Source organism: Streptomyces sp. NBC_00582 (genome assembly GCF_036345155.1).
Lineage (GTDB): Bacteria > Actinomycetota > Actinomycetes > Streptomycetales > Streptomycetaceae > Streptomyces.
Genome location: NZ_CP107772.1, coordinates 6,934,186 through 6,957,358, shown reverse-complemented (window position 1 = coordinate 6,957,358; position 23,173 = coordinate 6,934,186). Strand labels below are relative to the sequence as shown.

Sequence of the window (23,173 nt, the reverse complement as noted above, 5' to 3'; positions counted from 1 at the left end):
AGCCCGCATGCGACGCCCGCACTGGCGAGGTTCGCGTGCCCATCACCCTGTACGCCCTCGACGAGGCGCAGGGGTATCCCGACCTCGTGCTGTCACGTGCCGAGGCTGAGGCGCTGTTCGCGAACCTGCGCGTCGCCCTCGTGCCCATTCCCGAGCAGCCGGCGGTCGCCCGCCCGGAGGTTGTCCGGTGAAGGGCGAAGAGACCGGGCGCATCGGCAGCGCTCGACTCGTGGCCGGCGGGTTCGACGGGTTCACGGCGCTCGACTGGATTCGGGATACCGAGACGAGCGTGACAGGCGCCCTCGCGGCGTGGGATCAGGGCGAACTCGTCGAGGTGCCCGCCGGTAAAGCGTGGGACGTCGTCCGCGTGCCTCGCGCGCTCGGGTGGCGGACCGTGCAGCAGATGCGACAGGCCGGCACACCGGTGGGCCCGGCGCAGCACACCCCCGACGCCGTCGAGGTGCTCGTGCCGGTCGGCTCGGCCGCCCGGTGGGAACTGCCCGACGCCGAGGTGCTCACCGAGGGCGCACGCGTCGCCGTGCCGCACCCGGCGACGGTCGCACCGCGCACGCAGATGGGGCACACGTGGATCGTCTCGCCGCAAGAGGGCGGGCCGCTCACCGAGGCTGATCTGCTGCACGAGGCGTACGCCGCGGCGCTCGCCACCGTCCACATGGGCGGCGCGCGATGACTGTGACGCACGACCAGGTCGAGGCAGACCCGATTCCCGAACTGATCTCCGATGCGTTCGACGCGACCCGGACGTTCCCGCCGCACGAGCGGCTCGTCGAGATCGACAAGCTGCTGCACGAGGAGATCGCCCGGCTCACGACGCTCGTGCAGCGCCTCGCCGGCCGGACTCCGCACCGCTCGCGCGACTGGTACCGCATGGTGAACGCCCTCGACCGGGCCGAGGACATGCCCCGCGAGGAACTCAGTTGGGGACCCCTCGCGAACGCGCTGCGCGTGGCCGAACTCGCCCGGATCGTGCTTGAGCTGCAGCGCGCCGGCGGTGTCGCCTCATGACGTCTGCACCGCCCCGGCCGGACGTCGTGCCGTTCATCGCGGCGTGGAGCGGCGAGCCGCGACTGCGACGCAATGTCGTGTACGCGGCGCGAGGCGGCGTCGCGTTCGCTGACGAGACGCCCGAGGACCGCGACCAATTCGGCGTGCTGTGGAACAGCCGCGCCATGGCACCCGGCACCGGCCGCCCGCGATACGGCGAGGTGCACCCGGATCGACAGTGCGAGGCGATGCGCTATCTCCTCTGTCAGGTGTGCGGGCGGCCGGCCGATCGCGATCGCCGCGGCGTGCTATGGCTGCTCGAAGACAACCGGGCCGATTGGGACGGGTGGCCGAACGATCTGCTCACGGTGCACCCGCCGATCTGCCTACCGTGCGCGGGCAAGGCGGTCGAGATGTGCCCGCACCTGGTCGACAGCAACGTCGCCGTGCGGGTCCACGCGAGCGAGGTGTGCGGGGTGTACGGGCGCGTATGGGCGCCGTCGGCATTCGGGTATCCGGTGCGGACCGCGAACGCCGACGTCGTCGCGTACGGCACGGCGGCCGCCCGATGGGTGCTCGCTGGGCAGCTCGTGCGGTCCCTGCACGGCTGCACGATCGTCGACCTGCAGCGCGAACTCGCGCGCTGCCGATAGACAGGGTCGCTCGGCGGTTGACGTCCCCCCGTACGTCCCGCCGAGCGGCCCGCCTCACCACCCGAAAGCGCGTTCGATTAACATTTGTCATATGCACGTACCGGTGAACACCTGGTATAGCTCTCCGTAGCGCGCGGATCACCCGCCGCACCCCCATGGCGAGCGCGACAGGTCCCTCACGCGCGAGGTCCCGTCCGTCCAAAGTACGGAGTCGCGCTCTGACCGCCCCGGCCGCCCCGTACAGTGGCGGCCGGGGCGGGCTCCGTTCGGGGGGCCGAGATCGCGTCAAAGTTCCAAGAATCTCAGGCCAAGCGCTTTTCTTTAGTTTGGTTCCGAGCGACCTGCATAAACGCAGGTGAGCACATCGCTAAACCTTGCACACCTTCTAAGCGCTTGGCCGCAGGTTCGAGTCCTGCCGGGGGCGCCCAGTCTCCGCCCTCCTCCGGGAGGGCGTTTTTGCTGTTCAGAGCGGGTTTCACGTGACGCGACAAAACCCCCCGGGGTTACACGGGTGGCCCCGTAGAAGCCGTGGGCGACTCGAAGACGTGCGGGGGCAGGGCAGCCTTGCGTGCGCTGCGCCTCGTCCGGCGGATGACCGAGCCTGCGAGAATGCCGCCTGTCCTCCCTGGGGAGTGTCACGTTTTGTATCCGCATGGCTACATGTTGTCCACCGCGTTGCTGGTCCTGGTGACGGCCGTCGACTCGTTCGCCTTGGGGAGGGGTTCGTCCGCAGAATGCGCCGCCTGATCGCGTGCCGCGTAACGGCTGCCCACGCGAACTCGTGATTTACGGCGCGAGACAGTCGAAGGCACCCGCCGCAGGCACCCCGAAAGGCCCGAAACGCTATGCGCTTTGTCTCTGAGACGTCGGCCGACGGCGTCTTCGAACAGCTCTTCCTCCTCGGCGACATCCCTGGCGCGCTATGGACTCCACAAGGTGCCAGGGGGATCCGCCCCCTGATTGCCATGGGGCATGGCGGCGGTCAGCACAAGAAGGACCCTGACATCGTGGACCGTGCGCGCCGTTTCGTGGCCGAGTGCGGTTTCGCCGTGGTGGCGGTCGATGCGCCCAGCCACGGTGACCGGCCGGACCATGAGGAGTTCACCCGGATCGCGACGGAGTACGAGGCCCGGCTTGACGCCGGCGAGGAACTGGCCCCGCTGATCGCCCGATTCCAGGCGCTCGTTGTCCGCCAGATCGTGCCCGAATGGCAGACCGTCCTCGACGCGGTCCAGAAGCTCAGTCATGTTGGCATTGGCCCGGTCGGCTACTGGGGTGTGTCGCTGGGCTGCGTGATCGGTGTCCCGCTTGTTGCCGCCGAGTCCCGGGTTCGGGCGGCGGTGCTGGGCCTGGGCGGTGCGGAGGTCTCAGCCGAGGCCGCCGCGCGGATTACCGTTCCGGTGGAGTTCCTCGTGCAGTGGGACGATGAACGAGTGCCACGGACCCAGAGCCTGGCACTGTTCGACGCGTTCGCCTCGACAGAGAAGACGCTGCACGCCAACCCCGGCAAGCACGGTGCGGTTCCGGCTTTCGAGATGGACAGCACGCTCCGGTTCTTCGCCCGGCACCTTGGCTGATACCTCCATACAGGACAGAAACCGACCTGGATGCCCTTTGGCGTCGTGGCTGGCAATCTACATGGGCGGAAGGGCCGTTATGTCCGAGCAGACCAACTCCGCGCCGGCGGGCTACACCACCGTCGCTCCCTGGGTCGTCACCGACGACACCGGGGCTTTCCTCGACTTCGTCTCCCAGGCGTTCGGGGGTGAAGAGCTGGCGCGTGTGCGCACGCAGGATGACGACAGGTGAGCTGACGCCTGCCGGCCGGCCTCGGCCTCAGCTCTCCTGGTCCTCGACCAAGCCGATGGCGAAGGGGAACGACTTCACCGGCGAGTGCCGGCACGAGCGGATCCCTGTCAGTCATGCGTTGCAAGGTAGCCGAGCCCTACGACAACGCCCCTTCGGGACACAGCGGTCCCGGCCTGTCCTGACTGCGACCAGCCCATGCCCATGCCCATGCCCATGCCCATGCCCTGCCGAATGAGGCCACTGGCACCGGCCCCGGAAGCTGAAGCGCACGTCCTGTACCTGCATGGGTACCGCCTCGTGGGCGTACAACGCAGGCTCCCGCCCCCATGGTTGGCGGCGCACCGACAAGCGCGGACGCCTACCCGACGGGGGCGCGTGGCTCAACGTGCGCGCCAGGGAGTGAGTCATGCACGCCCTGGTGTGCTTCACCTCGGCGTGTGACTCTGAATGACCCAAAGCCCGTGCTTATCACTTCGTAGGGGTATCCATGGACGACATCTGGTCTCTGCTCGGGCTCCTGTTCGTCATATCGATGCCGCTTCTGATCGTCGTGCTCGCCATTGTCGAATCGCAACGGCCGAACTACTGGCGCATTCCAGTTACCGTGCCGGACCCCCCTCGGGGCGTCCCTCAGAACGCGGCTCGGTTCTTCGCAGGTTCGGAGGGGATCGAAGACACGATGCCGATGCGATGACGATGCCGCAATCACGAGACCGGAGCCGGTAGCCGTCGCCTCGGCCGAGGTCCGGCCACCAGCCCGCTTCACGGCCCCGCATGGCCGGGCTGCTTCCCGACGCCTAGCGCCGCGCGCTCCCGCCCCGCTCCGGTCGTCACCGCCAGCGCTGCCGGATGGAGGCCGTCCACCGTGAGGTCCGTCAAGGTCGTCCGTGGGCCGTCGGCGAGGCGGTCCGGCCAGGTCAGGACTGCCGCAGGGGCGTCGGCGCCGGACACCTCCAACTCGCGCAGCGGTGCGCGCAGGCCCACGCCCAGGGCCTTGAGCACCGCCTCCTTCCGCGTCCAGATCCGCAGGAAGGCGGGCTTGCGCTCGGCCGGGGGCAGGGCGTAGAAGGCGGCCGTCTCTCGGGCGGAGAGCGCCGTGCGGGCCGCGGCGTCGACGTCGAGCGCGGTGTCGGCCTCCTCGACGTCCAGGCCCACCTGCGCGCCCCGGCACACGGCCACGCCGACGACGTCACCGCTGTGGGTGACCGAGAAGTCGTACCCGGCGCGGACCGCCAGCCGGGGTTTGCCGTGCGGTCCGCCGCAGGTCGGGCAGACGCGCCGCAGGGGTACGTCCTCGGGGGGTACGCCGAGCAGCTCGCCCAGGATCCGGCGGCTGAGGGCGCAGCCCACGAGGAACCGGTCACGGGAGGCCGGGTCCACGGTCGCCTCGTGGCGGGCGCGCTCCACCGGGTCGAGCAGGGCGAGCAGCCCCTCGTGGGCGTCGGCGGAGCGCGCCCACGAGACCTGCCACGAGACCTGCACGGGCATCACGACGGCGACGGGGGCGGCGGGAAGGGAACTAGTGCACCGCGCGCAGCATGCGCGTGACGTTGATCTTCGTCGGGGAAAGGCCGAGCTCCACGCTCTGCATCATCCGCTCGCCGTTCAGCCGGCCGTAGGCGAGCAGATCGACGTTGGCCAGGCTGAATTCGGGCCAGGTGTGAATGCTCAGATGCGAGGCGGAAAGCAGGAGAATGGCGGTCACGGCGCCGTTCGGGAAAACGTGCGACGCTTCACCGAGTACCGTGGCATTTCCCTTTTCGGCGGCCGTGCGCAGCACCTGGAGGAGGCGCTCCTCGTCCGTCAGGATGCTGTGGTCGCTCACCCAGACGTCGACGGCATAAGAGCACAGATCGTCGACGTTTATACCCTCGGTGGCGAGGTTGGCGGAGTTGGTCATGGGGAACCGGGGGTGAGGAACCGCTGCCCCCGTCTCCTTTCACATAGTTCTGCGCTGGTCCGCGCGGCCGAAGAGGAAGGTCGCGAGGCCGGTTACTGGCGCTCGGACGGGCCAAGCCTAGCATCCGGGGCGCTCCGGGGCTCGCGAGCGCATCCCGTCAAGGGGGCGGCAAGACCGGGGGCATATTCGAGGACCGCGACCCCGGAAAACCGTACGGGGAATTCCGGACGGCCTTTTCGACCGGAGGTGCGGAATACCGCCCGCCGGAACACCGGTGCACCGCTTGCGGAATTTCCTTTTCCCCTTCCCGTTCATGGCCGTCGTACCGAGTCCGATCGGGCCCCCTACCTGCCCGTATACTCGATACCCCCGGAATCCACCAGCTTCCCTGGAGCAGCATTGTGACCAACGTGCGTCGGCCCCCTCGGAGCACCACCGCCGATCAACTGCTCACGGAAGTCGCGGACGCCGTCCGGCTTCAGGAGGGCCCGCCCGGAGTGCGGTCCGTGCTGCGTGCGCTGCGCCGGCTGGCCCCCGCCTCCACCAAGGACCTCAGTCGCGCCACCGGCCTGCCGGTGCCGATCGTGGCCGCCCTGGGGAACGAACTGCGCCGCCGGGGACTCGTCACCAAGGAGCGCCCGTCCCGGCTGACGGAGGCCGGCGCCGATCTCGTCGCCCGGCTCGGCATGGACCTCACCCTGGACGCCACCTGCCGCACCTGTGACGGCCGTGAGCTGGTGATCCCCGAGGTGCTCGACGAGGCCGTACGACGGCTGCGGGCGCTCATGGAGTCCGGTCCCGCCGCCGACATGGCGATCGACCAGTCGCACTGCACGGCCGAGACCAAGGTGCGCCGGGTGCTGGCGCTGCTGACGGCGGGCGCGCTGCCGGGCGGCTCCCTGCTGCTCATCGGCGACGACGACCTCGTGTCGCTGGCCGTGGCGGTCGTGGGTGATGTGCTGGGCGGGCCGATCGTCGAGCGGGTGACCGTGGTCGACATCTCCGCCGAGATCCTCGACTACATCCAGAAGGTGGCAGCCGGACTCGGCACCCGTGTCGAGACCGTACGGCACGATCTGCGCCGGCCCCTGCCCGCGGAGCTGCACGGGCGGCACGACGTCGCCATGACCGACCCGCCCTACACCCCCGAGGGGGCCCGGCTCTTCCTGTCCCGCGCCGTGGAGGGGCTGCGGCCGGGGCCGGCGCACAGTGTCTTCTTCTCCTTCGGCGGCAAGAGCCCGGACGAGATGCTGGAGGTCCAGCGGGAGATCATGGCCCTCGGCCTGGTCACCCATGGCTACATCCGCAACTTCAACGAGTACGAGGGCAGTGGCATCCTCGGCGGCGTCGGCTTCTTCCAGCAGCTCCTCACCACCAGCTCCACCGCCTCCCACCAGGGGGACTACGGCGGCCCCCTGTACACGGGCGACAAGCGGACCCGGCAGCGCGAGTACGCGTGCGTGGCCTGCGGCCACAAGGTCCGTGTCGGCCCCGGCGCCCGCTGGGCCTCGGTCGCCGCCCTGCGCGCGGACGGCTGCCCGACCTGCGGGAAGGGGCCGTTCCGCCCCGGACGGCTCGTCTCGGAGGCACCTGCGCCTTCGGCAGAACAGCCCGCCGAACAGGCCGAGCGGACCGAGCAGGCCGAGCGGACCGAGCAGGCCGAGCGGACTGGGCGGGCAGAGCAGGCCGAGCGGACTGGGCGGACCGAGCAGGTCGCGGCTCCTGTCCGGCAGGCCGCACGGCCCCGTACGGACACCGCCGACACCCCCACCCCCGCCCCCCGCACCATCGGCTGGCGGCCCCCGGCCCCGGCGGACCGCGACGCCCTCGCCGAGCGCGCGCACCCCTATGTCACCCGGCAGGCCGACGAGCGCGACCTTCCGGCGATCGGGGTGTTCGAGGCGGAGATCGCCCGGGTGTCCTTCGGTGAGGACGCCATCGACGACCCCGCCCGATGGGCGGCCCGGCTCGGCCGGGCGATGGAGAAGTCGAAGGAGGGCATGATCGTCGCCGGGCGGCCGGGCGAGGAGCCCGTCGGCTGGTGCTGGGTGAGCATCAACCAGAACGCGATGACCGGCGACCGCTACGCCAACTTCCGCTCCCTGGCGGTCTCCCCGCTGGACAACCGCAGCGACGTCGCCGAACTCCTGCTCACCGCAGGTCTGGAGTTCTGCCTGGCGAACGGCATCACCGAGGTCACCGGCCGGGTCCATGTCGGCAACGTCCCGATGCGCACGGTCTACCGCAAGTTCGGCTTCGACCCGACCAGCCTGGCGATGAAGCTGTTCCTGCCCCGGGGGGAGCGATGACCGCCGTCGACGCCGACCGCGTCAAGTGCGTCGTCTGGGATCTCGACGGCACCCTCTGGGACGACATCGCCGTCGAGTCCCCCACCGACGAACTGCCCGTCCCCCGGCCCGGGATGCTGGCCGCGATCGACGCGCTGGCGGCCCGTGGCGTGCTCAGCAGCATCGCGAGCCGCAGCGCGCCCGCCGTGCTCGACCGGCTCACGGCCGGCCTGCCGGAGGTGCGTGAGCGGTTCCTCGCCCCGCAGGTGTCCTGGCAGGACAAGAGCGAGTCGCTGCGCAGGATCGCCAAGGACCTCGGGATCGCCGTGGACGCCCTGGTCCTGGTCGACGACTCGCCCTACGAACGCGCCGAGGTCGAGGCCCTGCTGCCCGACGTACGCACCCTCGCCCCCGAGGACGTGCCCGCGCTGCTGGCCGCGTTCGAGGGCCGGGAGGTCACCCCCGAGTCCCGCGCCCGGGTCGACCGGTACCGCACCGAGGAGACCCGCCGTACCGAGGGCGAACGCTTCCAGGGCACCCGGGAGGAGTTCCTGAGCTGGTGCGCCATGCGGCTCACCGTCGGCGCGGCCACACCCGACGAGATCCCGCGCGCACTGGAACTCGCCGCCCGCACCCACCGGCTGAACTCCTCCGGCCTCACCCCCGACCGGCTGCGCGAGCTGGCCGGCTCGGCCGGGCACGAGCTGTACACCGCGCGGATGACGGACCGTTTCGGCGCGTACGGCATCATCGGCGCCGCCCTCGTCGACCGGACCGCCCCCGGCACCTGGTCCGTCCCGCTGCTCGCCCTCTCCTGCCGGGTCGCGGGACGCGGGGCGGCGGCGGCCTTCCTGTTCCGGCTGATGGGTCGGGCCCGGCAGGCGGGCGCCGAGGAGTTCCGGGTGACCCTGCGCCCCACGGACGCCAACCTGGAGATGCGGATCCTGCTCCGCCAGGCGGGCCTGCGGCGCCTGGACGACGCGGACGGTACGGCGCCCGACGCGGCCGTCCTCGGCCGCACCCTGCACGGCGACCTTCCGGCGCCGCCCCCCTATCTGCACGTATCCGACCGAGAGGACGCCGAGGCGTGACGGACATCCAGGACCCCGCCGCCGTGGAGCGGGAACTGCGCTCGATGATCGCCGAGGCCGCCCGGCTGGACCCGGACGTGGTGGGGAAACTCCCCGCCGGCACCGAGCTGTTCGGCCCGGAGATCGCCCTCACCTCGCTGGCGGGGGTGACGCTGCTGGGCGCGATCGACGCCCGGTTCGGCGTGGACGTCGCGGCACTGGACCTGAGCCTGGACAGTCTGCAGTCCATCGCCACGCTCGCCGACTTCGTCGCGGCACGGCTCCGGGCGTTCTAGCCACCCGTCTGTACGTCTCTCCTGTTCAAAAAGGGTGATCCGGAGCGACGCGCCGTGACCCTCCCCGGGTGGCCGCGTTGAACGGGAAGTGCGACGGCGTGTCCTGCGGTCGCACGAACCGAATCACTAAAGGAGAACGTGATGTCTCGCATCGCGAAGGCGGCCGCCGTCGCCCTCGGCACCGGCGCCGTGGTGGTCAGCGGGGCCGGCCTGGCCATGGCGGACGCGGGTGCGCAGGGTGCGGCCGTGGGCTCGCCGGGCTTCCTGTCGGGCAACCTCGTCCAGGTCCCGGTCCACATCCCGATCAACGTCTGCGGCAACACCGTCAACATCCCCGGTGCGCTGAACCCGGCGTTCGGCAACACCTGCGCCAACGTCAGCCACCACGACAAGGGCGGCAAGGAGCACGGCGGCGACTACGGTCGCGACCGCTCCGGCAGCAGCTCCAGCCACGGCGGCGGCAAGCGCGGCGGCGCCGGTTACGGCGACTGACGCACCCGTCCCCACCGCATCGGCAGAGCCCCGGCACCTCGAGCGCCGGGGCTCTCGCGCGTCCGCGCCCACCGACGGAACGGACCTACGCGTACCGATAGATGCCCGACACGTCTTCCAGCTGATCAGGCGTCACGTTCCACGGCGGCAGCTTCTCATGGCGGGCGACGACCCGGCGGTACTGCCTGCTCTCCGGTCCGGGCGGCACGGCGGGCAGATAGCGGTGGGTGCGGTGGCGGGCCTGCCAGCGGGTCCACACCAGGTCGATGAAGGCGTGGTGGAGCCAGAACACGGGGTCGTTGACGGACGCGCCGCCCAGCATCTCCCCGCCGACCCACCGGTGCACCCGGTTGTGGTTGCGCCAGGCGGCGCTGCCCCGGCCGGTCCCCCAGCCCTCCAGCTTGTTGCGGAAGCCCTCGGTGACCGTCGAGTCCCAGGGCGCGGTGTCGTAGACCGGGTCCTTCAGGGCCCACTCCAGTTCGGCCGGGGTGGGCAGTTCGATGGGGTTGGCGGCACGGCCGAGGTCCCGGGTGAGGAACACGCCGTCCGTGACGTTCTCCTTGAGGGTCCAGTTGCCGGTGGCGTAGGCGAACGGCCCGGTGGTGACCTGGCGGTCGGAGCCGCGTCCGTTGCCGCCGAGGAGGTCCGCGGTCCAGGGTGAGGAGGTCGCGGTGCGCTGACGTGTCCAGTTCCAGTACGGCACGGTCACCGAGGGGTCGACCCGGCGCAGCGCCCGCTCCAGCTCCAGCAGGAACCGCCGGTGCCAGGCCAGGAAGGAGGGCGCCATATGGGCCGTCCGCAGGCCGCCCTCGCCGTCGGAGACGTAGTAGTCGATGTGCGTCCGTACGAACTCGTCGTACTCGCCCCGCCGTTTGAGCTCCAGCATCGCCTTCACGAACCGCCGGCGCTCGCCCGCGGTCAGCGTGCTGACGTCCTTACGCGTGTAGACCACGGCGTCCTCCCATGTCGTGCAGGTGGCCGCCGTCCGCCGGGTCGTCGCTCTCGCGGAGCCCCTCGCCGGGCCCGAGCTCGTCCACGGCGGCGCGGGCGGCCTCCAGCGGGGTGCGGTACGAGCGGTAGTGGTCGATCATGCTCAGCCAGGTGCCGTCGGCCCGGCGCATCAGGTGCAGCGGGCGGCCGTCGACGGTGACCTCCCACTGGGCGCCGTCGGCGGAGCGGCCGACGGGGGTGAGGACGCCCTGGATACGGCGTCCGCGGTACATCTCGTCGAAGCCGGCGCCGACCGTGTCGTCCGCGGGGCCGGGCGGCCAGGCGGCGGCGACGACCGGGACGAGCGCGAGCCCGGCTGCGACGCCGAGCAGCCCGCGCAGCAGCTCCCGCCGGGTACCGGCTCTGGCCGGTCCCGGCCGCCTGGTGGGTACGGGTACTCCGTCGGCGTTGACGACCATGGGGTGCTCCTCCTCAAGTGCGGTTGTCCGAACGGGTAACCGCCCGGCGGGCCGCCGGGTCACCGCGAAGCACACGGACGGGCCCGGACGGATGCCGTCCGGGCCCGTGGTCGTGCCGGGTCGCTACCGACCCTGCTCCAGGCCGAGGTAGGCGGTGGGTACGGCCTGCGCGACGGGGGTGAGCACGCCCGCCTGGGGCAGCTTCGGGTCCGGCAGGCCGAAGTTGTCCGGGTTGGGCGGGGTGAGCGGGGCGTCCAGGGCCAGACCGGGGCCGAGCGTCCGCAGGTCGGTGGCGGGGGCGTCGAGACCGAGGTGGTGGAAGCCGTCCCCGAGGACCTCCGGCAGGGGTGCCCGTACGTCGGCGCCGGGCAGACCGGCGCCGACGGGCACCTGCGGGACGGCCCGCTCGGGGATCAGCCGGCCCTCGGCATGGCGCGGGCCCTCGGGCGAGCCCGGCGTCGGCAGCGGGAGCTCTCCGGAGGCCTCGGGCAGTTCCATGCCGAGGGAGTTCTCCAGGCCGTTCAGCGGGACGGGGACCGGGACCGTGCCGATCGCCGCGGCGGGGGTCGCGGCGACCGCTCCGGCCGCGGCGGCCATACACGTCAGTACGGCGGCGAGGGTTCCTCGGGTGGTCGGCTTCATCTGGGGTACGGGCCCTTTCGGTCAGTTCTGGGGGCTGTGCGTCCGTACCGGGTAACGAGCCGGAAAACGGCGCCAGCGCACAATTCCCCCGGCTGCCGTAGTAGTGCCACGAGCACATCGTCAGCTCGTCCAGAAATCCCACCAGCGGGTCAGGATGAGCATGCCGACGACGCCGAGATGCAGCACGGGCAGCACCCAGGTGAATTCCTCGAAGAACGCGCGCAGGGCCGGGGGCGCCGGCAGGAACGCGCGGCGTACGTCGAAGGAGACGACGTACCAGAACAGCACGATCGTGGCGATCCACGCGAGACAGCACCACAGGCACAGCGCGTTGATCCGGTACAGGGACTCGAACTGCAGCCAGGACACGAACCCGACGCCGAAGAGGCAGCCGGCGGTGAAGGTGAGCCAGTACCAGCGGGGGAAGGCGGCGCCGGCCAGCAGACTCATGCCGACGCACACGACGACGCCGTAGGCCACCAGGCCCAGCATCGGGTTGGGGAACCCGAACGCCGAGGCCTGGTCGCTCGTCATGACGCTGCCGCAGGACACCACCGGGTTCAGGCTGCAGCCCGGCGTGAAGCCGGGGTCCTCCAGCAGCTTGAACTTGTCGAGGGTGATGACCCAGGAGGCCAGCAGCCCGGCCGCGCCGCTCAGCACGAGCAGCACGGCGAAGGCACGGCCGGCGCCCGCCGCGCCCGTCGCGCCCGCCGTCCTGCCGTCCTCGGGCGGGGGCACGGGTGTCAGCCGCGCAGGCTGCGGGCGGGCAGCACGACGTGGGCCGCGGCGGTGAGGGTCTCCTCGGCGCCCGCGAACGCGGCCAGCGCCTCGGGCTCGACGGCCTTGCCGGGGACGGCCTCGGGCCACGGTCGGGTGGTGAAGACGAGGTAGGCGTAGCCGCGGGCCTCGACGGCGTCCAGCCACTCGGGCGGCGGCACGCACTGGGCGTTGAGCATCGGCATGGTCAGGACGGCCGCGCCGGCGGTGACGAGCAGGCCGACCGGCAGGCTGGGCCGTTCGGTGCCGTCGACGAGGTCGCCGCCGACGGGCAGGCCGTTGTCGGTGAGCAGCCGCTCGATGGCGGCGGCGGTGGTCGCGGCGCCGCCGTCCGCGTCGCCGAGGGAGTAGGCGAGCAGGTAGGGCATGTCGCCGCCGTCGGGGGCCTCGCCGCTCCACGGCATCACGACGAGGGTGCCCAGCTCGGCCACGCTGAAGGGGCGGGTTGCGCTTGGGGTTGAGGTCACCGCGCGACCCTATAAGCGCCACGGCGGGCCGCCGGGGGTGTTCTCACCCGACCGGGGGACGCCTCGGGGGTGCTCCACACGAACGAGGGACGGTGTTCCCGGACCGTTCCCCCCCCGCCCGCGTGGCGGGGCCGGTCCCGTGCGCGGGGGACCGGCCCTGCGCGAGAGGGGCGTCAGCCGTTCAGAGGGAGCCCGCCGAGGAGCTTGGCGTGCTGGTTGAGGGCGCCGGCCGCGCCGTTGACGGCGTGGAGCAGGGAGCCCTTGTTCTCGGTGTCGAGCGCGTTCGACTGGCTCTGCAGCGGCATCACGTCCCGCGCGGTGAGATCACCCTTGGTGAGCGTGTTCACGGCGCCGTTGAGGCTGGTGGGCGTGAGGTCCGCGGTCTCGTGGGCGAACGCGGGTGCGGCGGCGCCGGCGAGGACGACGGACCCGGCGACGACGGCGGCGGCCTTCAGGGACTTCATCGGGTTCCTTTCGGGGGAAGTGCTGACGCCGTGCACAACGATCCCCCTGGGCTGCGGAAACCCCGCGGACGGAAAGTTTCCCGAGGGGACCGCCCGTCAGTGGGCCGGGAGCAGATCGACCCCCGGCCCGGCCGGCCCGGTGGCCGGGAGGAACGGCACGGGAGCCGGCAGGAACGGGACGACCGCCGGGAGAGTGGACGCGGCGGGGAGGGACGACTCGGCCGGGAGGGTCGACGGTGCCGGGAGGGTCGAAGCGGCCGGGAGGGTCGACGCGGCCGGGAGCGAAGGCGTCGGCGCCGGGGCCTCGGAGGTGGACACCGGGAGGCCGGACCCGCCGGGCACGGCCACCGGCGGGCCCGCCGCGGTCAGCGCGGCGACGACCACGTCGACCACGCCGTGCACGACCCCCGCCGCCGTCGAGACGATGTCGGCGACGCTGCCGGAGGTGGCGGCCGCGAGCAGCTCGTCCACCGTGATCCGCAGCGCGGTCAGCGCGTCGGCCACCGGCGTCGCGACCTCGGGCGCCTGGAGCGAGGCGGTGGCGTCGGTGAGGGACTGCTGCGCGGCGGCCCCGAGTTGGGTCGCCTGCGCGCCGTCGAGTCGGCCGCCGTCGGCCGCGAGGACGGTGTGGACGAGATCGGTGACCGGCGTGGGCACGGTTTCCAGCCCGCTCAGGGTCTCGACCTGGTCGAGCAGCGCGTCCACGCCGGGGACGGGTGAACGGGACGCCGCGGCGCCGCGCTCCCGGGCCGCGTCGGCCGCGAGGGCGGTGGGCGCGGCGACACCGAGGGCGACGGAGGCGCACAGAGCGGTGGAGGCGATACGCCGTATGGGCAGGCCACGCATGGGGGTCCCTTTCGGTGTGTGCCGGATCCCGAGGTGGGTCGGATCCTGTGCCCACCCTGAAAGGAGCAGTGACGCCCCGCAACAGGAGCAAGCCGAACGGCCGCTCTCCGGCGGGAGGGCGGCCGTTCGGTGAGGTCGTGACGTGACGTCAGTCGTTGATGCAGGTGTTCCCGAAAGCCGGGTTCAGCAGACCGCCCAGGTTGACGGTGTTGCCGCAGATGTTGATCGGGATGTGGATCGGCACCTGGGCGACGTTGCCCGACAGCACGCCCGGGGAGTGCTCGGCGACGCCGCTCGCGCCGCTGTCGGCGGTGGCGATGCCGGAGGCGCCGGCGACGGCCGCAGCGGCAACGGAGGTCAGGACCAGGCCCTTCGCGATACGCGACATGGAGAGGTGCTCCTTGGGATTTGACGGGTTGTGACATCAACACCCGGGCGGGGATGCCCGGCGCTGTGTCAACGCGCTGTGCCGCCCGGGGTTGTGCCGCCAAAGGGGTGAATTGATTCGCTCGTGCGATCGACCCCGCCCCGCACCCACCACGGCCGCCTCGGCATCCGGCCGACCGGTCTATCCATCCGACGATGTGTTGAACACGGTGATCAGCGGCGCGGGGCGGCTCCGGCGGCGCACGTCCCGGCGCGTACCGACTTCATGGGCCGTTGCGGTGACGTGTTCGATCTCGGCGCGGGTTTGCGCCCGGTGGTGACCAGCGGACGTTCAAGCTCGTTTTCCACCGGGACGCGGCGTGGGCCGGGGGCGCTCTTCGCGACCACCGGGACACGGACCGAGCAGTCGGCGCGTTCCGGCCCCGTCCCGAGCGCCACCATGAGCGAGGAAACCGCGCGATGCACCAGCCAGAACCCGACGTCGGAACCCGGGTCCTGCATCTCACCCAGCCCGTGGACGGCGGCGTCGCCCGGGTGGTCACCGACCTGGCGCGGGCCCAGCTCGCGGCCGGACTGCACGTCACCGTCGCCTGCCCCGACAGCGCTCTCGCCGACGGCCTGAGCGCCCTCGGCGCACGGGTGCGGCGGTGGGAGGCCACCCGGTCCCCCGGGCCCTCACTGCCGGGTGAGGTACGACGGCTCGTACACCTGCTCGACGAGGTACGCCCCGCACTGGTGCACGCCCACAGTGCGAAGGCGGGGCTGGCCGGACGGCTGGCGGTCCGGGGACGGATCCCGACGGTGTTCCAGCCGCACGCCTGGTCGTTCGAGGCGGTCGGCGGGACCACCGCCGCACTCGCCCTGCGGTGGGAGCGGTTCGGGGCGCGCTGGGCCGGCCGGCTGATGTGCGTGAGCGAGGCGGAGCGCGCGACCGGGCTGCGGGCCGGGATCACCGGCCGGTGGAGCGTCGTCCCCAACGGCATCGACACCGAGCGGTTCCGGCCCGGCGGCGCCGACGCCGTACGCGCCCGCCTGCTGCCGGATCTCGAGCCGGCCGCGCCGCTCGTGGTGTGTGTCGGGCGGCTGTGCCGGCAGAAGGGGCAGGACGTGCTGCTGCGGGCGTGGCCGGACGTCGTGCGGGAGGTGCCCGGGGCGCGGCTGGTGCTCGTCGGGGACGGCCCGGACGGGGAGCGGCTGCGGGCCGGGGCGCCGGAGTCGGTGGTGTTCGCGGGTGCCGTCGACGACACGGTCCCCTGGTACCGGGCCGCCGACCTGGTGGTGCTGCCGTCGCGCTGGGAGGGCATGGCGCTCGCCCCGCTGGAGGCGCTGGCCTGCGGGCGGCCGGTGGTGGTGACCGAGGTGGACGGCGCCCGGGAGAGCCTCCCCGAGGCGTTCGCGGCCCGCTGTCTGGTGCCCGCCGACGATCCGGCGGGGCTGGCCCGGGCCGTCGCCGGGCTGCTGTCCGACGCGCCGCTGCGGGCCTCGCTCGGCGAGCAGGGGCGCCGTCACGTCCTGTCCACGCACGACGTGCGGCGTACGGCAGCGGCGGTCGCGGACGTGTACCGCGATCTGCTGTGCCAGGTGTCCGCGTCGCGGGTCGTGCCCACCGAGTCCAGGGAGTGCATCCACCCGTGACCGCGGAACGTAGCGCGAAGTCCACCGTCGCCCACCCCGGCGCACAGCCCGGGTATCCGCCCCTGTCCGTCATCCCGCGGCCGGAGAGCGGCGGGGCCGGCCTGCGGTTCCCCGCCCGGCGGCCGCCGACCCGGCCCGCCACGCCCCCGCTGCTGCTGCTCGCCGACGGCCTCGCCGCGCTGGCGGGCGGGGCGGTGCTGCTGGGGGCGGCCCATCACCGGGCGTTGCTGGCCGTACTGGCGGCACTGGCCTTAATGGTGCGGCCCGGACGGCGACCACCGGTGACGGGTGTGCTGGACGAGCTGCCCACCGTGTGCGGCCGGATCGCGGTGGTCTGGCTGGCGCTGGGCGCGCTCGCCGCGGCCTGGCACCCGGCGCACCCGCTGTCCGCGCACACCCTGCTGACCGGCTTCGCCGTGCAGACCCTGGCCGCGTGCGCCGGACGTGCGCTCGTCCATCTGCGCCGCCGCCGGGCGCTGGTCCGGTATCCGCGCGCCGCGCTCGTCGTCGGGCCCGCCGCGACCGCCCAGCGGGTGGCCGCCGCCGTGCTGCGCCATCCGCGCTGCGGGGTGCGGCCGGTGGGCGTGGTCGCGGAGCGGCCGGACGGCACCGACGGGCTGCCGGTGCTGACCACCGGGCAGGAGGTGCAGCGGGCCCTCATCCAGAACGGCGTCCGGGAGGTCCTGTGCGTCCACCCCGGCGTCCGTGCCGAGCAGGGCCCGCTGCTGCGGGCGCTGGCCGCTTCCGGGTGCACGGTGTGGGAGGTCGACGCCGACCCGCCCTCGTACACCGGCCGGGAGCGGCTCGCCGGCTTCGCCTGCCGCCGCCTCGACCTGGGGCCCGGGCGCCGGGGCAGCCTCGGCAAGCGGCTCCTCGACGTGACCGTCTCCGGGGCGCTGCTGCTGCTGATCAGCCCGTTGCTGCTGGTGTGCGCGGGGGTGCTGCGGTGCACCGACGGGCCGGGGGTGGTGTTCCGTCAGGAGCGCATCGGCAAGGACGGGCGGCCGTTCACGCTGCTGAAGTTCCGCACCCACCGTCCGGTGGACGAGCACGAGTCCGCGACCCGCTGGAGCGTGGCGGGCGAGGTGCGGATGAACCCGTTCTGCCGGTTCCTGCGCAAGAGTTCGCTGGACGAGCTGCTCCAGTTGTGGAACGTGCTGCGGGGCGACATGAGCCTGGTCGGGCCGCGCCCCGAACGGCCTTTCTTCGTCGGCCAGTTCAGTCAGGCCCATCCCGGTTACGCGGCCCGGCACCGGATGCGGGTCGGCATCACCGGGCTCGCGCAGGTGCAGGGGCTGCGCGGCGACACCTCGATCGAGGACCGGGCGCGTTTCGACAACGCGTACATCGACAACTGGTCGCTGTGGCAGGACGTGTGCATCCTGCTGCGCACCGCGGCCGCGCTCGTGCGACCGACCGGGAGCTGAAGCCGACCATGACCCACGCCCTGCCCCTGCCGGTCGCCGCCCGGTCCCTGTCGCCGGTGCTGCCGGTCGTCGCGGTGATCGCCCTGCTGGCCCTGCCCGTCCCGCCCGGCGGGGAGGGCGGCGCCGGGCCGGCCGACGCGATGTCCGCGCTCGCCGTGCTGTTCTGCCTGGTCCGGCTGCTACGGCGACGGCGGCGCCCCCTGTCCCGTACGGCCGCCGTGGTGCTGGGGCTGCCGGTGGCGGGGCTGGCGCTCGCCGCGACGGGCGCGTCCTCGCCGGGTGCGGGGCTGACCGGTCTCGGCCGGTATCTCCAGGTGTTCGTGCTGGTCCCGGCGGCGGTCCTGCTGCTGGTCCGGGACCGGCGCGATCTGCGGGTGCTGGCCTGGTCGTTCGTCGCCCTGGCGGGCTGGCAGGGCGCGGTCGGCGTCCATCAGTTCGCCACCGGGACCGGTGCGTCGTACCAGGGCGAGATGATCCGCGCGGTCGGCACCTTCGGGCCGCAGGACGTGATGGGCATGGCGACGGTGGTGTCGTTCGGGCTGGTCTGCGCGGTGGGGCTGGCGCTGGGCCGGACCTCCGCACGGCAGCGGACGGTCGCCGCCCTCGCCGTGTGCGCGCTCGCCGTCCCGCTCGCGCTGTCCTTCAGCCGGGGTGCCTGGATCGCGACGGCGGTGACCTGTGCGGTGCAGCTCGTGCTGGCGGGGCCGCGGCGCGCGCTGAAGGCGGTCGCGGTGGGTGCCGCGGCCGGGGTGGTGCTGGTCGGCGGGTTCGGGGTGGGCTCGTCGATGCTCCAGGAGCGGGTCGGCAGCATCACGCAGGTCACGGACGCGCCGGACCAGTCGGTCACCGACCGGTACACGATGTGGGCGGCCGCGGTCGGCATGTGGCGCGAGCGTCCGCTGACCGGCGTCGGCCTCAAGGGCTTCCCGGAGCACCGCGACGCCCATGCCTCCCTCGCGCTGTCCTCCGCCAGCGACACCGACGGCGCGGGCTCCGGCTTCGTGCGGCAGCCGCTGCTGTCCCCGCACAACATGTATCTGCTGATCCTCGGCGAGCAGGGGCTGATCGGGCTGCTGGCCCTCGCGGGCGGCTGGCTGGCCCTGCTGGTCGGCGCCCTGCGGGGCCTGGTGCGGGTCCGCCGCCGCGGCCCCGGCCTGGACTGCGCGCTCGTCGCCTGCGGCCTGCTGGTCTGGCAGCTCGTCGACTTCATGTACGCCGACATCGGCGGCCCCTCGACCGTCCTGACCGCCGTGCTCCTCGGGCTGGTGGCGTGGTGGGCGCTGGTGGGCGCGGAGGTCGCGGGGGCCGGGGAGGAGCGGGCGTGAGGGTGCTGCCTTCGCGGTCGCCCCGGCGGTCGCCCCGGGCCGACAGCGGCTCGGCCGTGCCCCCGGCGCGGGGCGTCGCCACGGCCGGGGAGGGCCCCGGCGAAGGGCCCGGTGAGCTTCCCCGGGCCTCACGGGGTTTCCTCGCCAAGGCCGCTCTGGTCACCGCCGCGCTCTCGGTGGCCGGGTCGCTGCTGGGGCTGGTGCGGGACCAGGCGCTGGCGCGGCTGTTCGGCGCGGGCAGTGACACGGACGCCTTTCTCGTCGCGTGGACCGTGCCGGAGTTCGCGGCCACACTGCTCATCGAGGACGGTCTGGCGTTCGCGCTGATCCCCGCGTTCAGCATGGCGCTGGCCCGCCGCTCCCAGGGTGCGCCCGGCGATCCGGTCCGCGCCCTGGTCGCCGGGACGCTGCCCCGGCTGTCGCTGGCGTTCGTCGCGATCGGCGCCCTGCTCGCCGGCATCGCCCCCCAACTGGTCGGGGTCCTGGCCCCGGGCCTGCCCGACCCGGCGCTCGCGGTGGGCTGCACCCGGCTCACCGCGACCTGCGTGGTCAGCTTCGGGCTCGCCGGGTACTGCAGCGCCGCCCTGCGCGCGCACCGCCGGTTCGTGGCGCCCGCGGCGATCTACGTGGCGTACAACGTCGGGATCATCACCGGGATGTTCGCGCTCGGCGGGCGGTGGGGGGTGCGCTCGGCGGCGGCCGGGGTCGCGGTCGGCGGCCTGCTCATGGTCGTCGTACAACTTCCGTCCCTGTTACGTCAGTTGAGGAAGAGGGCCGCGTCGCAGGAGGCCTCGGGGGAGGAACCGCGGCCGCTCGACACCGCGCTCCTCGTCACCGTGCTGCTCTTCGCGCTGTGCCGGCAGTCGCAGGTGCTCATCGAGCGGTTCCTCGCCTCGAACCTGCCCGCCGGCGCGATCTCGCACCTCAACTACGCGCAGAAGGTCGCCCAGATGCCGATGATCCTGTCGGTGATGGTGTGCACGGTCACCTTCCCGGTGGTCGCGCGGGCGCTGGCCGAGGGGGACACCGAGCGGGCCCGCACCCGGGTGGAGCGGGACCTGTCGCTGGCCGCGTGCATCGTGCTGCTCGGCACCGCCGCCGTCGTGGCCTGCGCCCCGCAGATCATCGAGGTCCTCTTCCAGCGGGGCGCGTTCACCGCGCGGGACACGGCGGCCACGGCCGGGGTGATGCGGGTGTACGCGCTGGGGCTGCTCGGCCAGACCCTGACGGGCGTCCTCGTCCGCTCCTACTTCTCGGGGGGCCGCGGCCGCTGGTACCCGGTGGGCGCGATGGCCACCGGGATCCTGGTGACGTCCGGCGTCGGCGCGCTGAGCGTCGGAACCTGGGGGGTGTACGGGATCGCCGTCGCCAACGCGACCGGCATCACCGTCACCGCGACGGTCCTGCTGGCCGGTACGGGCCCCCGCAGCGTCCCGCTGCGCACCCGGGCCGTGCTGCTCGAACTCGGCCGCCCGGTGCTGGCCGCCCTGTTCGCGACCGTCGCGGGGATCCTCGTCACCGCCCGCTGCACGGGCACCCTCACCGGGCTCGTCACCGGCGGGCTCACCGTGACCACCGTCTTCGTCCTGCTGGGCCGGGCCCTGGGTGTCCAGGGCGTCGCCCGCGCCCTCCGTTCCGTCCGTTCCGCGACCCGAAGGCTCTCCCATGGCCGCTCCTGACCCCACCAGACGCAGCTCCGTCCCCTGGGTGGCGATGTACCACTCGGTGACCGAGGACCGCGCCGACGACCCCTACCGCGTCACGGTCACCCCCGAGCGGCTGGACCGCCAGCTCGCCTGGCTGGCCCGGCGGGGCCTCAGGGGCGTCTCCATGGCCGAACTGCTCGCCGCGCCCACCCCCGGCGGACTCGTCGGCCTCACCTTCGACGACGGGTACGCCGACTTCCTCACCCACGCCCTGCCCGTCCTGCGCCGCCACCGCTGCACGGCCACCCTGTTCGTGCTGCCCGGCCGGCTCGGCGGCGACAACGCCTGGGACCCCCTCGGCCCGCGCAAACCGCTGCTCACCGCCGACGGCATCCGGCAGGCCGCCGCCGAGGGCGTCGAGATCGGCTCGCACGGCCTCACCCACGTCGACCTCACCCGTGCCGACGACCCCACCCTGCGGGCGGAGACCGCCGGCAGCCGCACCGCCCTCGCCGAGCTGCTCGGTACGGCGCCCGCCGGCTTCTGCTACCCCTACGGGACGATCGACCGGCGCGCCGTGGACGCCGTACGGGACGCCGGATACACCTACGCCTGCGCGATCGACCCCGGACCGCTCACCGGCCCGCACGCCTTCCCCCGCGCCCACGTCGGCCAGAACGACACCTCCGCCCGCCTCTTCCTCAAGTACCGGCTGCACCCGCTGCGCCGCCGCCGGGTGGGGGAGCCGCGGTGAGGGTCCTGCACATCATCACGGGCCTCGGGGTCGGCGGGGCCGAGCAGCAACTGCGGCTGCTGCTGAGGCACGTGCCGGCCGAGTGCGAGGTCGTGACGCTGACGAACCCGGGCGCGGTGGCCGAGGGGCTGCGGGCCGACGGTGTCCCGGTCACCGACCTCGGCATGCGCGGCAACCGCGACGCCGCGGCGCTGCCCCGGCTGGTGCGGATCATCCGCTCCGGCCGCTACGACCTCGTCCACACCCACCTCTACCGCGCCTGCGTCTACGGCCGCCCCGCCGCCCGGCTCGCCGGGGTACGGGCGGTCGTCGCCACCGAACACTCCCTCGGGGACTCCCAGTTGGAGGGGCGACGGCTGACCGCCGGGGTGCGGGCGCTCTACCTCGCCAGTGAGCGCCTCGGCCGCACCACGGTCGCGGTCTCCCCCGCGGTCGCCGGACGGCTGCGCGCCTGGGGCGTCCCCTCGCCCCGGATCGCGGTCGTCCCCAACGGCATCGACCTGGCCCGCTTCCGCTTCGACCCGGCCGCCCGCGACCGCGCCCGCCGGGATCTGGGGCTGCCGCACGACGCGTACGTCGTCGGCGGCATCGGCCGGCTGACCGCGGGCAAACGCTTCGACGTCGCCGTCCGCGCCCTCGCCGCCCTCCCCGCCGACTGCCGGCTGCTGCTGGTCGGCGGCGGTCCGCAGCAGGACGCGCTGCGCCGCCTCGCGCGGGAGAACGGGGTCGCCGACCGGGTCCTGCTCACCGGCGAACGCCCCTACGTCCCCGACGGCACCCCCGGCCCCGATCTGCCGTCCCTCGTCTGCGCGATGGACGCGCTCGTCTCCCCGTCCCCCGAGGAGACCTTCGGACTCGCGGTGGTCGAGGCCCTGGCCTGCGGGCTGCCCGTCCACTACGCCTCCTGCCCCGCGCTCGACGGCCTCACCGCCCCCGGCGCCCGCCGGGTGACCGGCGGCATCGAGGAGTTCGTCCGCGCGCTCACCGAGACCCGCGCCGCACCCCCCGGCCCGCGCACCGCGCCCGACGCGGCCCACCGCTACGACATCGCCCGCAGCGCCGCCCGGCTCATGGACGTGTACCGGGCCGCCGTCACCGGACGGCCCCTGCCGTCCCCCGCCTCCTCCTCCGCTTCCCCGACACCCCAGGGAGTCAGTTCCCCATGACCGAGCACCCCCGCCGCTCCGCCGCCCTGCGCCGCGCCAGGTCGCTCCCGCCGTGGTCCCTGCTGGCCGCCGGAGTGGTCACCGGCGGCCTCGCCGGCGCCGCGTACGGCGCCCTCACCCCGCCCGTGTACACGGCCACCGCGTACGTCGTCGCCGTCCCCACCGAGAAGTCCGACCCGGCGTCCGCGCTGGGCTTCGCACAGGCCTACGGGCGGGTCGCGACCCAGCTCGCGGTGCTCGGGGACGCCGAGAAGGAGGCCGGTGTGCCGGCGCGCACACTCCAGCGCCATGTGACGACGGCGACCTCGCCGGACGCCCCGATGGTCTCCGTCACGGCCACCGCCCCGCGCGCCGAGCTGGCCGCCGACATGGCCAACGCGGTCTCCCGCTCGCTCACCGAGCACGCCGAGCGCACCCGCAAGACCACCAACGTCGAACTCCAGCAGTTCGCCCGCGCCGTGCGGCCCACCGACCCGTCCTCGCCGTCCCCGGCGCTGACCTCCCTGGTGGGGGCGAGCGCGGGCGGGCTGCTCGGCGGCCTGGTGCTGCTGGTGCGGCCGCGCCGGGGGACCCCGGACGCCGGGAGCGCCGTACCGGGCCCGGCCCGCGCCGCCGAACTCCATGGAGCGCTGTGAAACCGCCGCACCGCACCGGACTCGTCACCGAACCCGCCGGCGGACGCACCGCCGGACTCCTCACCGGGCGCGCCACCGGC

The 23,173-nt window shown here is 73.4% G+C and carries 27 protein-coding genes and 1 pseudogene; 18 read left to right on the top strand and 10 right to left on the bottom strand.

Annotated elements, in window-relative coordinates:
• Window positions 1–35: 35 nt before the first annotated feature.
• From OG852_RS31435 to OG852_RS31405, 7 genes and pseudogenes are all read left to right on the top strand, one after another.
• On the top strand, window positions 36–191 hold the full coding sequence (locus OG852_RS31435) for a hypothetical protein (protein WP_330349690.1): 156 nt from the start codon (window positions 36–38) through the stop codon (window positions 189–191).
• Entirely contained in the window at window positions 188–691 is a 504-nt protein-coding gene (locus OG852_RS31430; protein ID WP_330349689.1) for a hypothetical protein, read from the top strand. Before OG852_RS31435 ends, OG852_RS31430 begins: the two co-directional genes overlap by 4 nt.
• Window positions 688–1,026: a DUF6415 family natural product biosynthesis protein gene (locus tag OG852_RS31425; RefSeq protein WP_330349688.1), complete on the top strand. Its 339-nt coding sequence runs from the start codon at window positions 688–690 to the stop codon at window positions 1,024–1,026. The genes OG852_RS31430 and OG852_RS31425 overlap by 4 nt, the downstream gene beginning before the upstream one ends.
• Window positions 1,023–1,658, top strand: a complete 636-nt coding sequence (locus tag OG852_RS31420; RefSeq protein WP_330349687.1) for a hypothetical protein — start codon at window positions 1,023–1,025, stop codon at window positions 1,656–1,658. The genes OG852_RS31425 and OG852_RS31420 overlap by 4 nt, the downstream gene beginning before the upstream one ends.
• Window positions 1,659–2,503: 845 nt before the next feature.
• Window positions 2,504–3,235 carry a dienelactone hydrolase family protein gene (locus OG852_RS31415; protein ID WP_330349686.1) on the top strand — a complete coding sequence of 244 codons (732 nt, stop codon included), beginning with the start codon at window positions 2,504–2,506 and terminating at the stop codon, window positions 3,233–3,235.
• 61 nt (window positions 3,236–3,296) lie between these two features.
• Window positions 3,297–3,455, top strand: a pseudogene (locus OG852_RS31410) (VOC family protein); the annotation flags it as partial.
• A gap of 499 nt (window positions 3,456–3,954) precedes the next feature.
• Complete coding sequence (locus OG852_RS31405; RefSeq protein WP_330349685.1) at window positions 3,955–4,161, top strand: hypothetical protein; 207 nt, start codon at window positions 3,955–3,957, stop codon at window positions 4,159–4,161.
• A gap of 68 nt (window positions 4,162–4,229) precedes the next feature.
• On the opposite strand, the gene OG852_RS31400 is transcribed toward OG852_RS31405, so the two are convergent.
• Both OG852_RS31400 and OG852_RS31395 read right to left on the bottom strand, forming a co-directional pair.
• A complete protein-coding gene (locus OG852_RS31400; RefSeq protein ID WP_133911804.1) occupies window positions 4,230–4,955 on the bottom strand; it encodes a 4'-phosphopantetheinyl transferase family protein in 726 nt (241 codons plus the stop codon).
• A gap of 31 nt (window positions 4,956–4,986) precedes the next feature.
• Window positions 4,987–5,367: an S-adenosylmethionine decarboxylase family protein gene (locus OG852_RS31395; protein ID WP_133911411.1), complete on the bottom strand. Its 381-nt coding sequence runs from the start codon at window positions 5,365–5,367 to the stop codon at window positions 4,987–4,989.
• 401 nt (window positions 5,368–5,768) lie between these two features.
• On the opposite strand from OG852_RS31395, the gene OG852_RS31390 reads away from it, so the two are divergent.
• From OG852_RS31390 to OG852_RS31375, 4 genes are all read left to right on the top strand, one after another.
• Entirely contained in the window at window positions 5,769–7,676 is a 1,908-nt protein-coding gene (locus OG852_RS31390) for a GNAT family N-acetyltransferase (RefSeq protein ID WP_330349684.1), read from the top strand.
• A complete protein-coding gene (locus tag OG852_RS31385; protein ID WP_133911410.1) occupies window positions 7,673–8,746 on the top strand; it encodes an HAD-IIIC family phosphatase in 1,074 nt (357 codons plus the stop codon). Before OG852_RS31390 ends, OG852_RS31385 begins: the two co-directional genes overlap by 4 nt.
• Window positions 8,743–9,021 (top strand): acyl carrier protein, encoded by a 279-nt coding sequence (locus tag OG852_RS31380; RefSeq protein WP_133911409.1) that lies wholly within the window; start codon window positions 8,743–8,745, stop codon window positions 9,019–9,021. The genes OG852_RS31385 and OG852_RS31380 overlap by 4 nt, the downstream gene beginning before the upstream one ends.
• Window positions 9,022–9,162: 141 nt before the next feature.
• Entirely contained in the window at window positions 9,163–9,513 is a 351-nt protein-coding gene (locus OG852_RS31375) for a chaplin (RefSeq protein WP_133911408.1), read from the top strand.
• An 85-nt stretch (window positions 9,514–9,598) separates the two neighbouring features.
• On the opposite strand, the gene OG852_RS31370 is transcribed toward OG852_RS31375, so the two are convergent.
• The 8 genes from OG852_RS31370 to OG852_RS31335 form a co-directional block, all read right to left on the bottom strand.
• The gene (locus OG852_RS31370; RefSeq protein ID WP_133911407.1) at window positions 9,599–10,465 is read right to left on the bottom strand and encodes a tyrosinase family protein; all 867 of its coding nucleotides are present in this window, start codon (window positions 10,463–10,465) and stop codon (window positions 9,599–9,601) included.
• Window positions 10,449–10,922: a tyrosinase cofactor gene (locus tag OG852_RS31365; RefSeq protein WP_133911406.1), complete on the bottom strand. Its 474-nt coding sequence runs from the start codon at window positions 10,920–10,922 to the stop codon at window positions 10,449–10,451. The genes OG852_RS31370 and OG852_RS31365 overlap by 17 nt, the downstream gene beginning before the upstream one ends.
• Window positions 10,923–11,045: 123 nt before the next feature.
• Window positions 11,046–11,564, bottom strand: a complete 519-nt coding sequence (locus tag OG852_RS31360) for a hypothetical protein (protein WP_133911405.1) — start codon at window positions 11,562–11,564, stop codon at window positions 11,046–11,048.
• Between the two features lie 120 nt (window positions 11,565–11,684).
• Entirely contained in the window at window positions 11,685–12,302 is a 618-nt protein-coding gene (locus tag OG852_RS31355; RefSeq protein ID WP_133911404.1) for a vitamin K epoxide reductase family protein, read from the bottom strand.
• A 5-nt stretch (window positions 12,303–12,307) separates the two neighbouring features.
• Window positions 12,308–12,808: a DUF5949 family protein gene (locus tag OG852_RS31350; protein ID WP_133911403.1), complete on the bottom strand. Its 501-nt coding sequence runs from the start codon at window positions 12,806–12,808 to the stop codon at window positions 12,308–12,310.
• A gap of 173 nt (window positions 12,809–12,981) precedes the next feature.
• Complete coding sequence (locus tag OG852_RS31345) at window positions 12,982–13,272, bottom strand: hypothetical protein (protein WP_133911402.1); 291 nt, start codon at window positions 13,270–13,272, stop codon at window positions 12,982–12,984.
• A gap of 96 nt (window positions 13,273–13,368) precedes the next feature.
• Complete coding sequence (locus OG852_RS31340; protein WP_330349683.1) at window positions 13,369–14,118, bottom strand: hypothetical protein; 750 nt, start codon at window positions 14,116–14,118, stop codon at window positions 13,369–13,371.
• A 148-nt stretch (window positions 14,119–14,266) separates the two neighbouring features.
• Window positions 14,267–14,506, bottom strand: coding sequence for a chaplin (locus OG852_RS31335; RefSeq protein ID WP_133911401.1), 240 nt, complete (start codon window positions 14,504–14,506; stop codon window positions 14,267–14,269).
• A gap of 458 nt (window positions 14,507–14,964) precedes the next feature.
• On the opposite strand from OG852_RS31335, the gene OG852_RS31330 reads away from it, so the two are divergent.
• Genes OG852_RS31330 through OG852_RS31300 form a run of 7 tightly spaced genes read left to right on the top strand, consistent with a single transcriptional unit; the run spans window position 14,965 to window position 23,093 of the window.
• Window positions 14,965–16,140: a glycosyltransferase gene (locus tag OG852_RS31330; RefSeq protein ID WP_133911400.1), complete on the top strand. Its 1,176-nt coding sequence runs from the start codon at window positions 14,965–14,967 to the stop codon at window positions 16,138–16,140.
• Window positions 16,137–17,567 (top strand): exopolysaccharide biosynthesis polyprenyl glycosylphosphotransferase, encoded by a 1,431-nt coding sequence (locus OG852_RS31325; RefSeq protein WP_133911399.1) that lies wholly within the window; start codon window positions 16,137–16,139, stop codon window positions 17,565–17,567. The genes OG852_RS31330 and OG852_RS31325 overlap by 4 nt, the downstream gene beginning before the upstream one ends.
• An 8-nt stretch (window positions 17,568–17,575) precedes the next feature.
• Window positions 17,576–18,892, top strand: coding sequence for an O-antigen ligase family protein (locus OG852_RS31320; protein ID WP_133911398.1), 1,317 nt, complete (start codon window positions 17,576–17,578; stop codon window positions 18,890–18,892).
• Entirely contained in the window at window positions 18,889–20,571 is a 1,683-nt protein-coding gene (gene murJ, locus OG852_RS31315) for a murein biosynthesis integral membrane protein MurJ (protein ID WP_208117094.1), read from the top strand. The genes OG852_RS31320 and murJ overlap by 4 nt, the downstream gene beginning before the upstream one ends.
• Window positions 20,558–21,292 (top strand): polysaccharide deacetylase family protein, encoded by a 735-nt coding sequence (locus OG852_RS31310; protein WP_133911397.1) that lies wholly within the window; start codon window positions 20,558–20,560, stop codon window positions 21,290–21,292. Before murJ ends, OG852_RS31310 begins: the two co-directional genes overlap by 14 nt.
• The gene (locus tag OG852_RS31305) at window positions 21,289–22,458 is read left to right on the top strand and encodes a glycosyltransferase (protein ID WP_330349682.1); all 1,170 of its coding nucleotides are present in this window, start codon (window positions 21,289–21,291) and stop codon (window positions 22,456–22,458) included. The genes OG852_RS31310 and OG852_RS31305 overlap by 4 nt, the downstream gene beginning before the upstream one ends.
• On the top strand, window positions 22,455–23,093 hold the full coding sequence (locus OG852_RS31300) for a lipopolysaccharide biosynthesis protein (protein WP_133911395.1): 639 nt from the start codon (window positions 22,455–22,457) through the stop codon (window positions 23,091–23,093). The genes OG852_RS31305 and OG852_RS31300 overlap by 4 nt, the downstream gene beginning before the upstream one ends.
• Window positions 23,094–23,173: the final 80 nt, after the last annotated feature.

Bases quoted from the DNA above. Each gene is read 5' to 3' on its own strand.
- OG852_RS31425 (WP_330349688.1), top strand. From the start codon at position 688: ATGACTGTGACGCACGACCAGGTCGAGGCAGACCCGATTCCCGAACTG.
- OG852_RS31420 (WP_330349687.1), top strand. From the start codon at position 1,023: ATGACGTCTGCACCGCCCCGGCCGGACGTCGTGCCGTTCATCGCGGCG.
- OG852_RS31415 (WP_330349686.1), top strand. From the start codon at position 2,504: ATGCGCTTTGTCTCTGAGACGTCGGCCGACGGCGTCTTCGAACAGCTC.
- OG852_RS31405 (WP_330349685.1), top strand. From the start codon at position 3,955: ATGGACGACATCTGGTCTCTGCTCGGGCTCCTGTTCGTCATATCGATG.
- OG852_RS31400 (WP_133911804.1), bottom strand. From the start codon at position 4,955: ATGCCCGTGCAGGTCTCGTGGCAGGTCTCGTGGGCGCGCTCCGCCGAC.
- OG852_RS31395 (WP_133911411.1), bottom strand. From the start codon at position 5,367: ATGACCAACTCCGCCAACCTCGCCACCGAGGGTATAAACGTCGACGAT.
- OG852_RS31385 (WP_133911410.1), top strand. From the start codon at position 7,673: ATGACCGCCGTCGACGCCGACCGCGTCAAGTGCGTCGTCTGGGATCTC.
- OG852_RS31375 (WP_133911408.1), top strand. From the start codon at position 9,163: ATGTCTCGCATCGCGAAGGCGGCCGCCGTCGCCCTCGGCACCGGCGCC.
- OG852_RS31365 (WP_133911406.1), bottom strand. From the start codon at position 10,922: ATGGTCGTCAACGCCGACGGAGTACCCGTACCCACCAGGCGGCCGGGA.
- OG852_RS31360 (WP_133911405.1), bottom strand. From the start codon at position 11,564: ATGAAGCCGACCACCCGAGGAACCCTCGCCGCCGTACTGACGTGTATG.
- OG852_RS31345 (WP_133911402.1), bottom strand. From the start codon at position 13,272: ATGAAGTCCCTGAAGGCCGCCGCCGTCGTCGCCGGGTCCGTCGTCCTC.
- OG852_RS31340 (WP_330349683.1), bottom strand. From the start codon at position 14,118: ATGCGTGGCCTGCCCATACGGCGTATCGCCTCCACCGCTCTGTGCGCC.
- OG852_RS31335 (WP_133911401.1), bottom strand. From the start codon at position 14,506: ATGTCGCGTATCGCGAAGGGCCTGGTCCTGACCTCCGTTGCCGCTGCG.
- OG852_RS31330 (WP_133911400.1), top strand. From the start codon at position 14,965: ATGCACCAGCCAGAACCCGACGTCGGAACCCGGGTCCTGCATCTCACC.
- OG852_RS31320 (WP_133911398.1), top strand. From the start codon at position 17,576: ATGACCCACGCCCTGCCCCTGCCGGTCGCCGCCCGGTCCCTGTCGCCG.
- OG852_RS31310 (WP_133911397.1), top strand. From the start codon at position 20,558: ATGGCCGCTCCTGACCCCACCAGACGCAGCTCCGTCCCCTGGGTGGCG.
- OG852_RS31300 (WP_133911395.1), top strand. From the start codon at position 22,455: ATGACCGAGCACCCCCGCCGCTCCGCCGCCCTGCGCCGCGCCAGGTCG.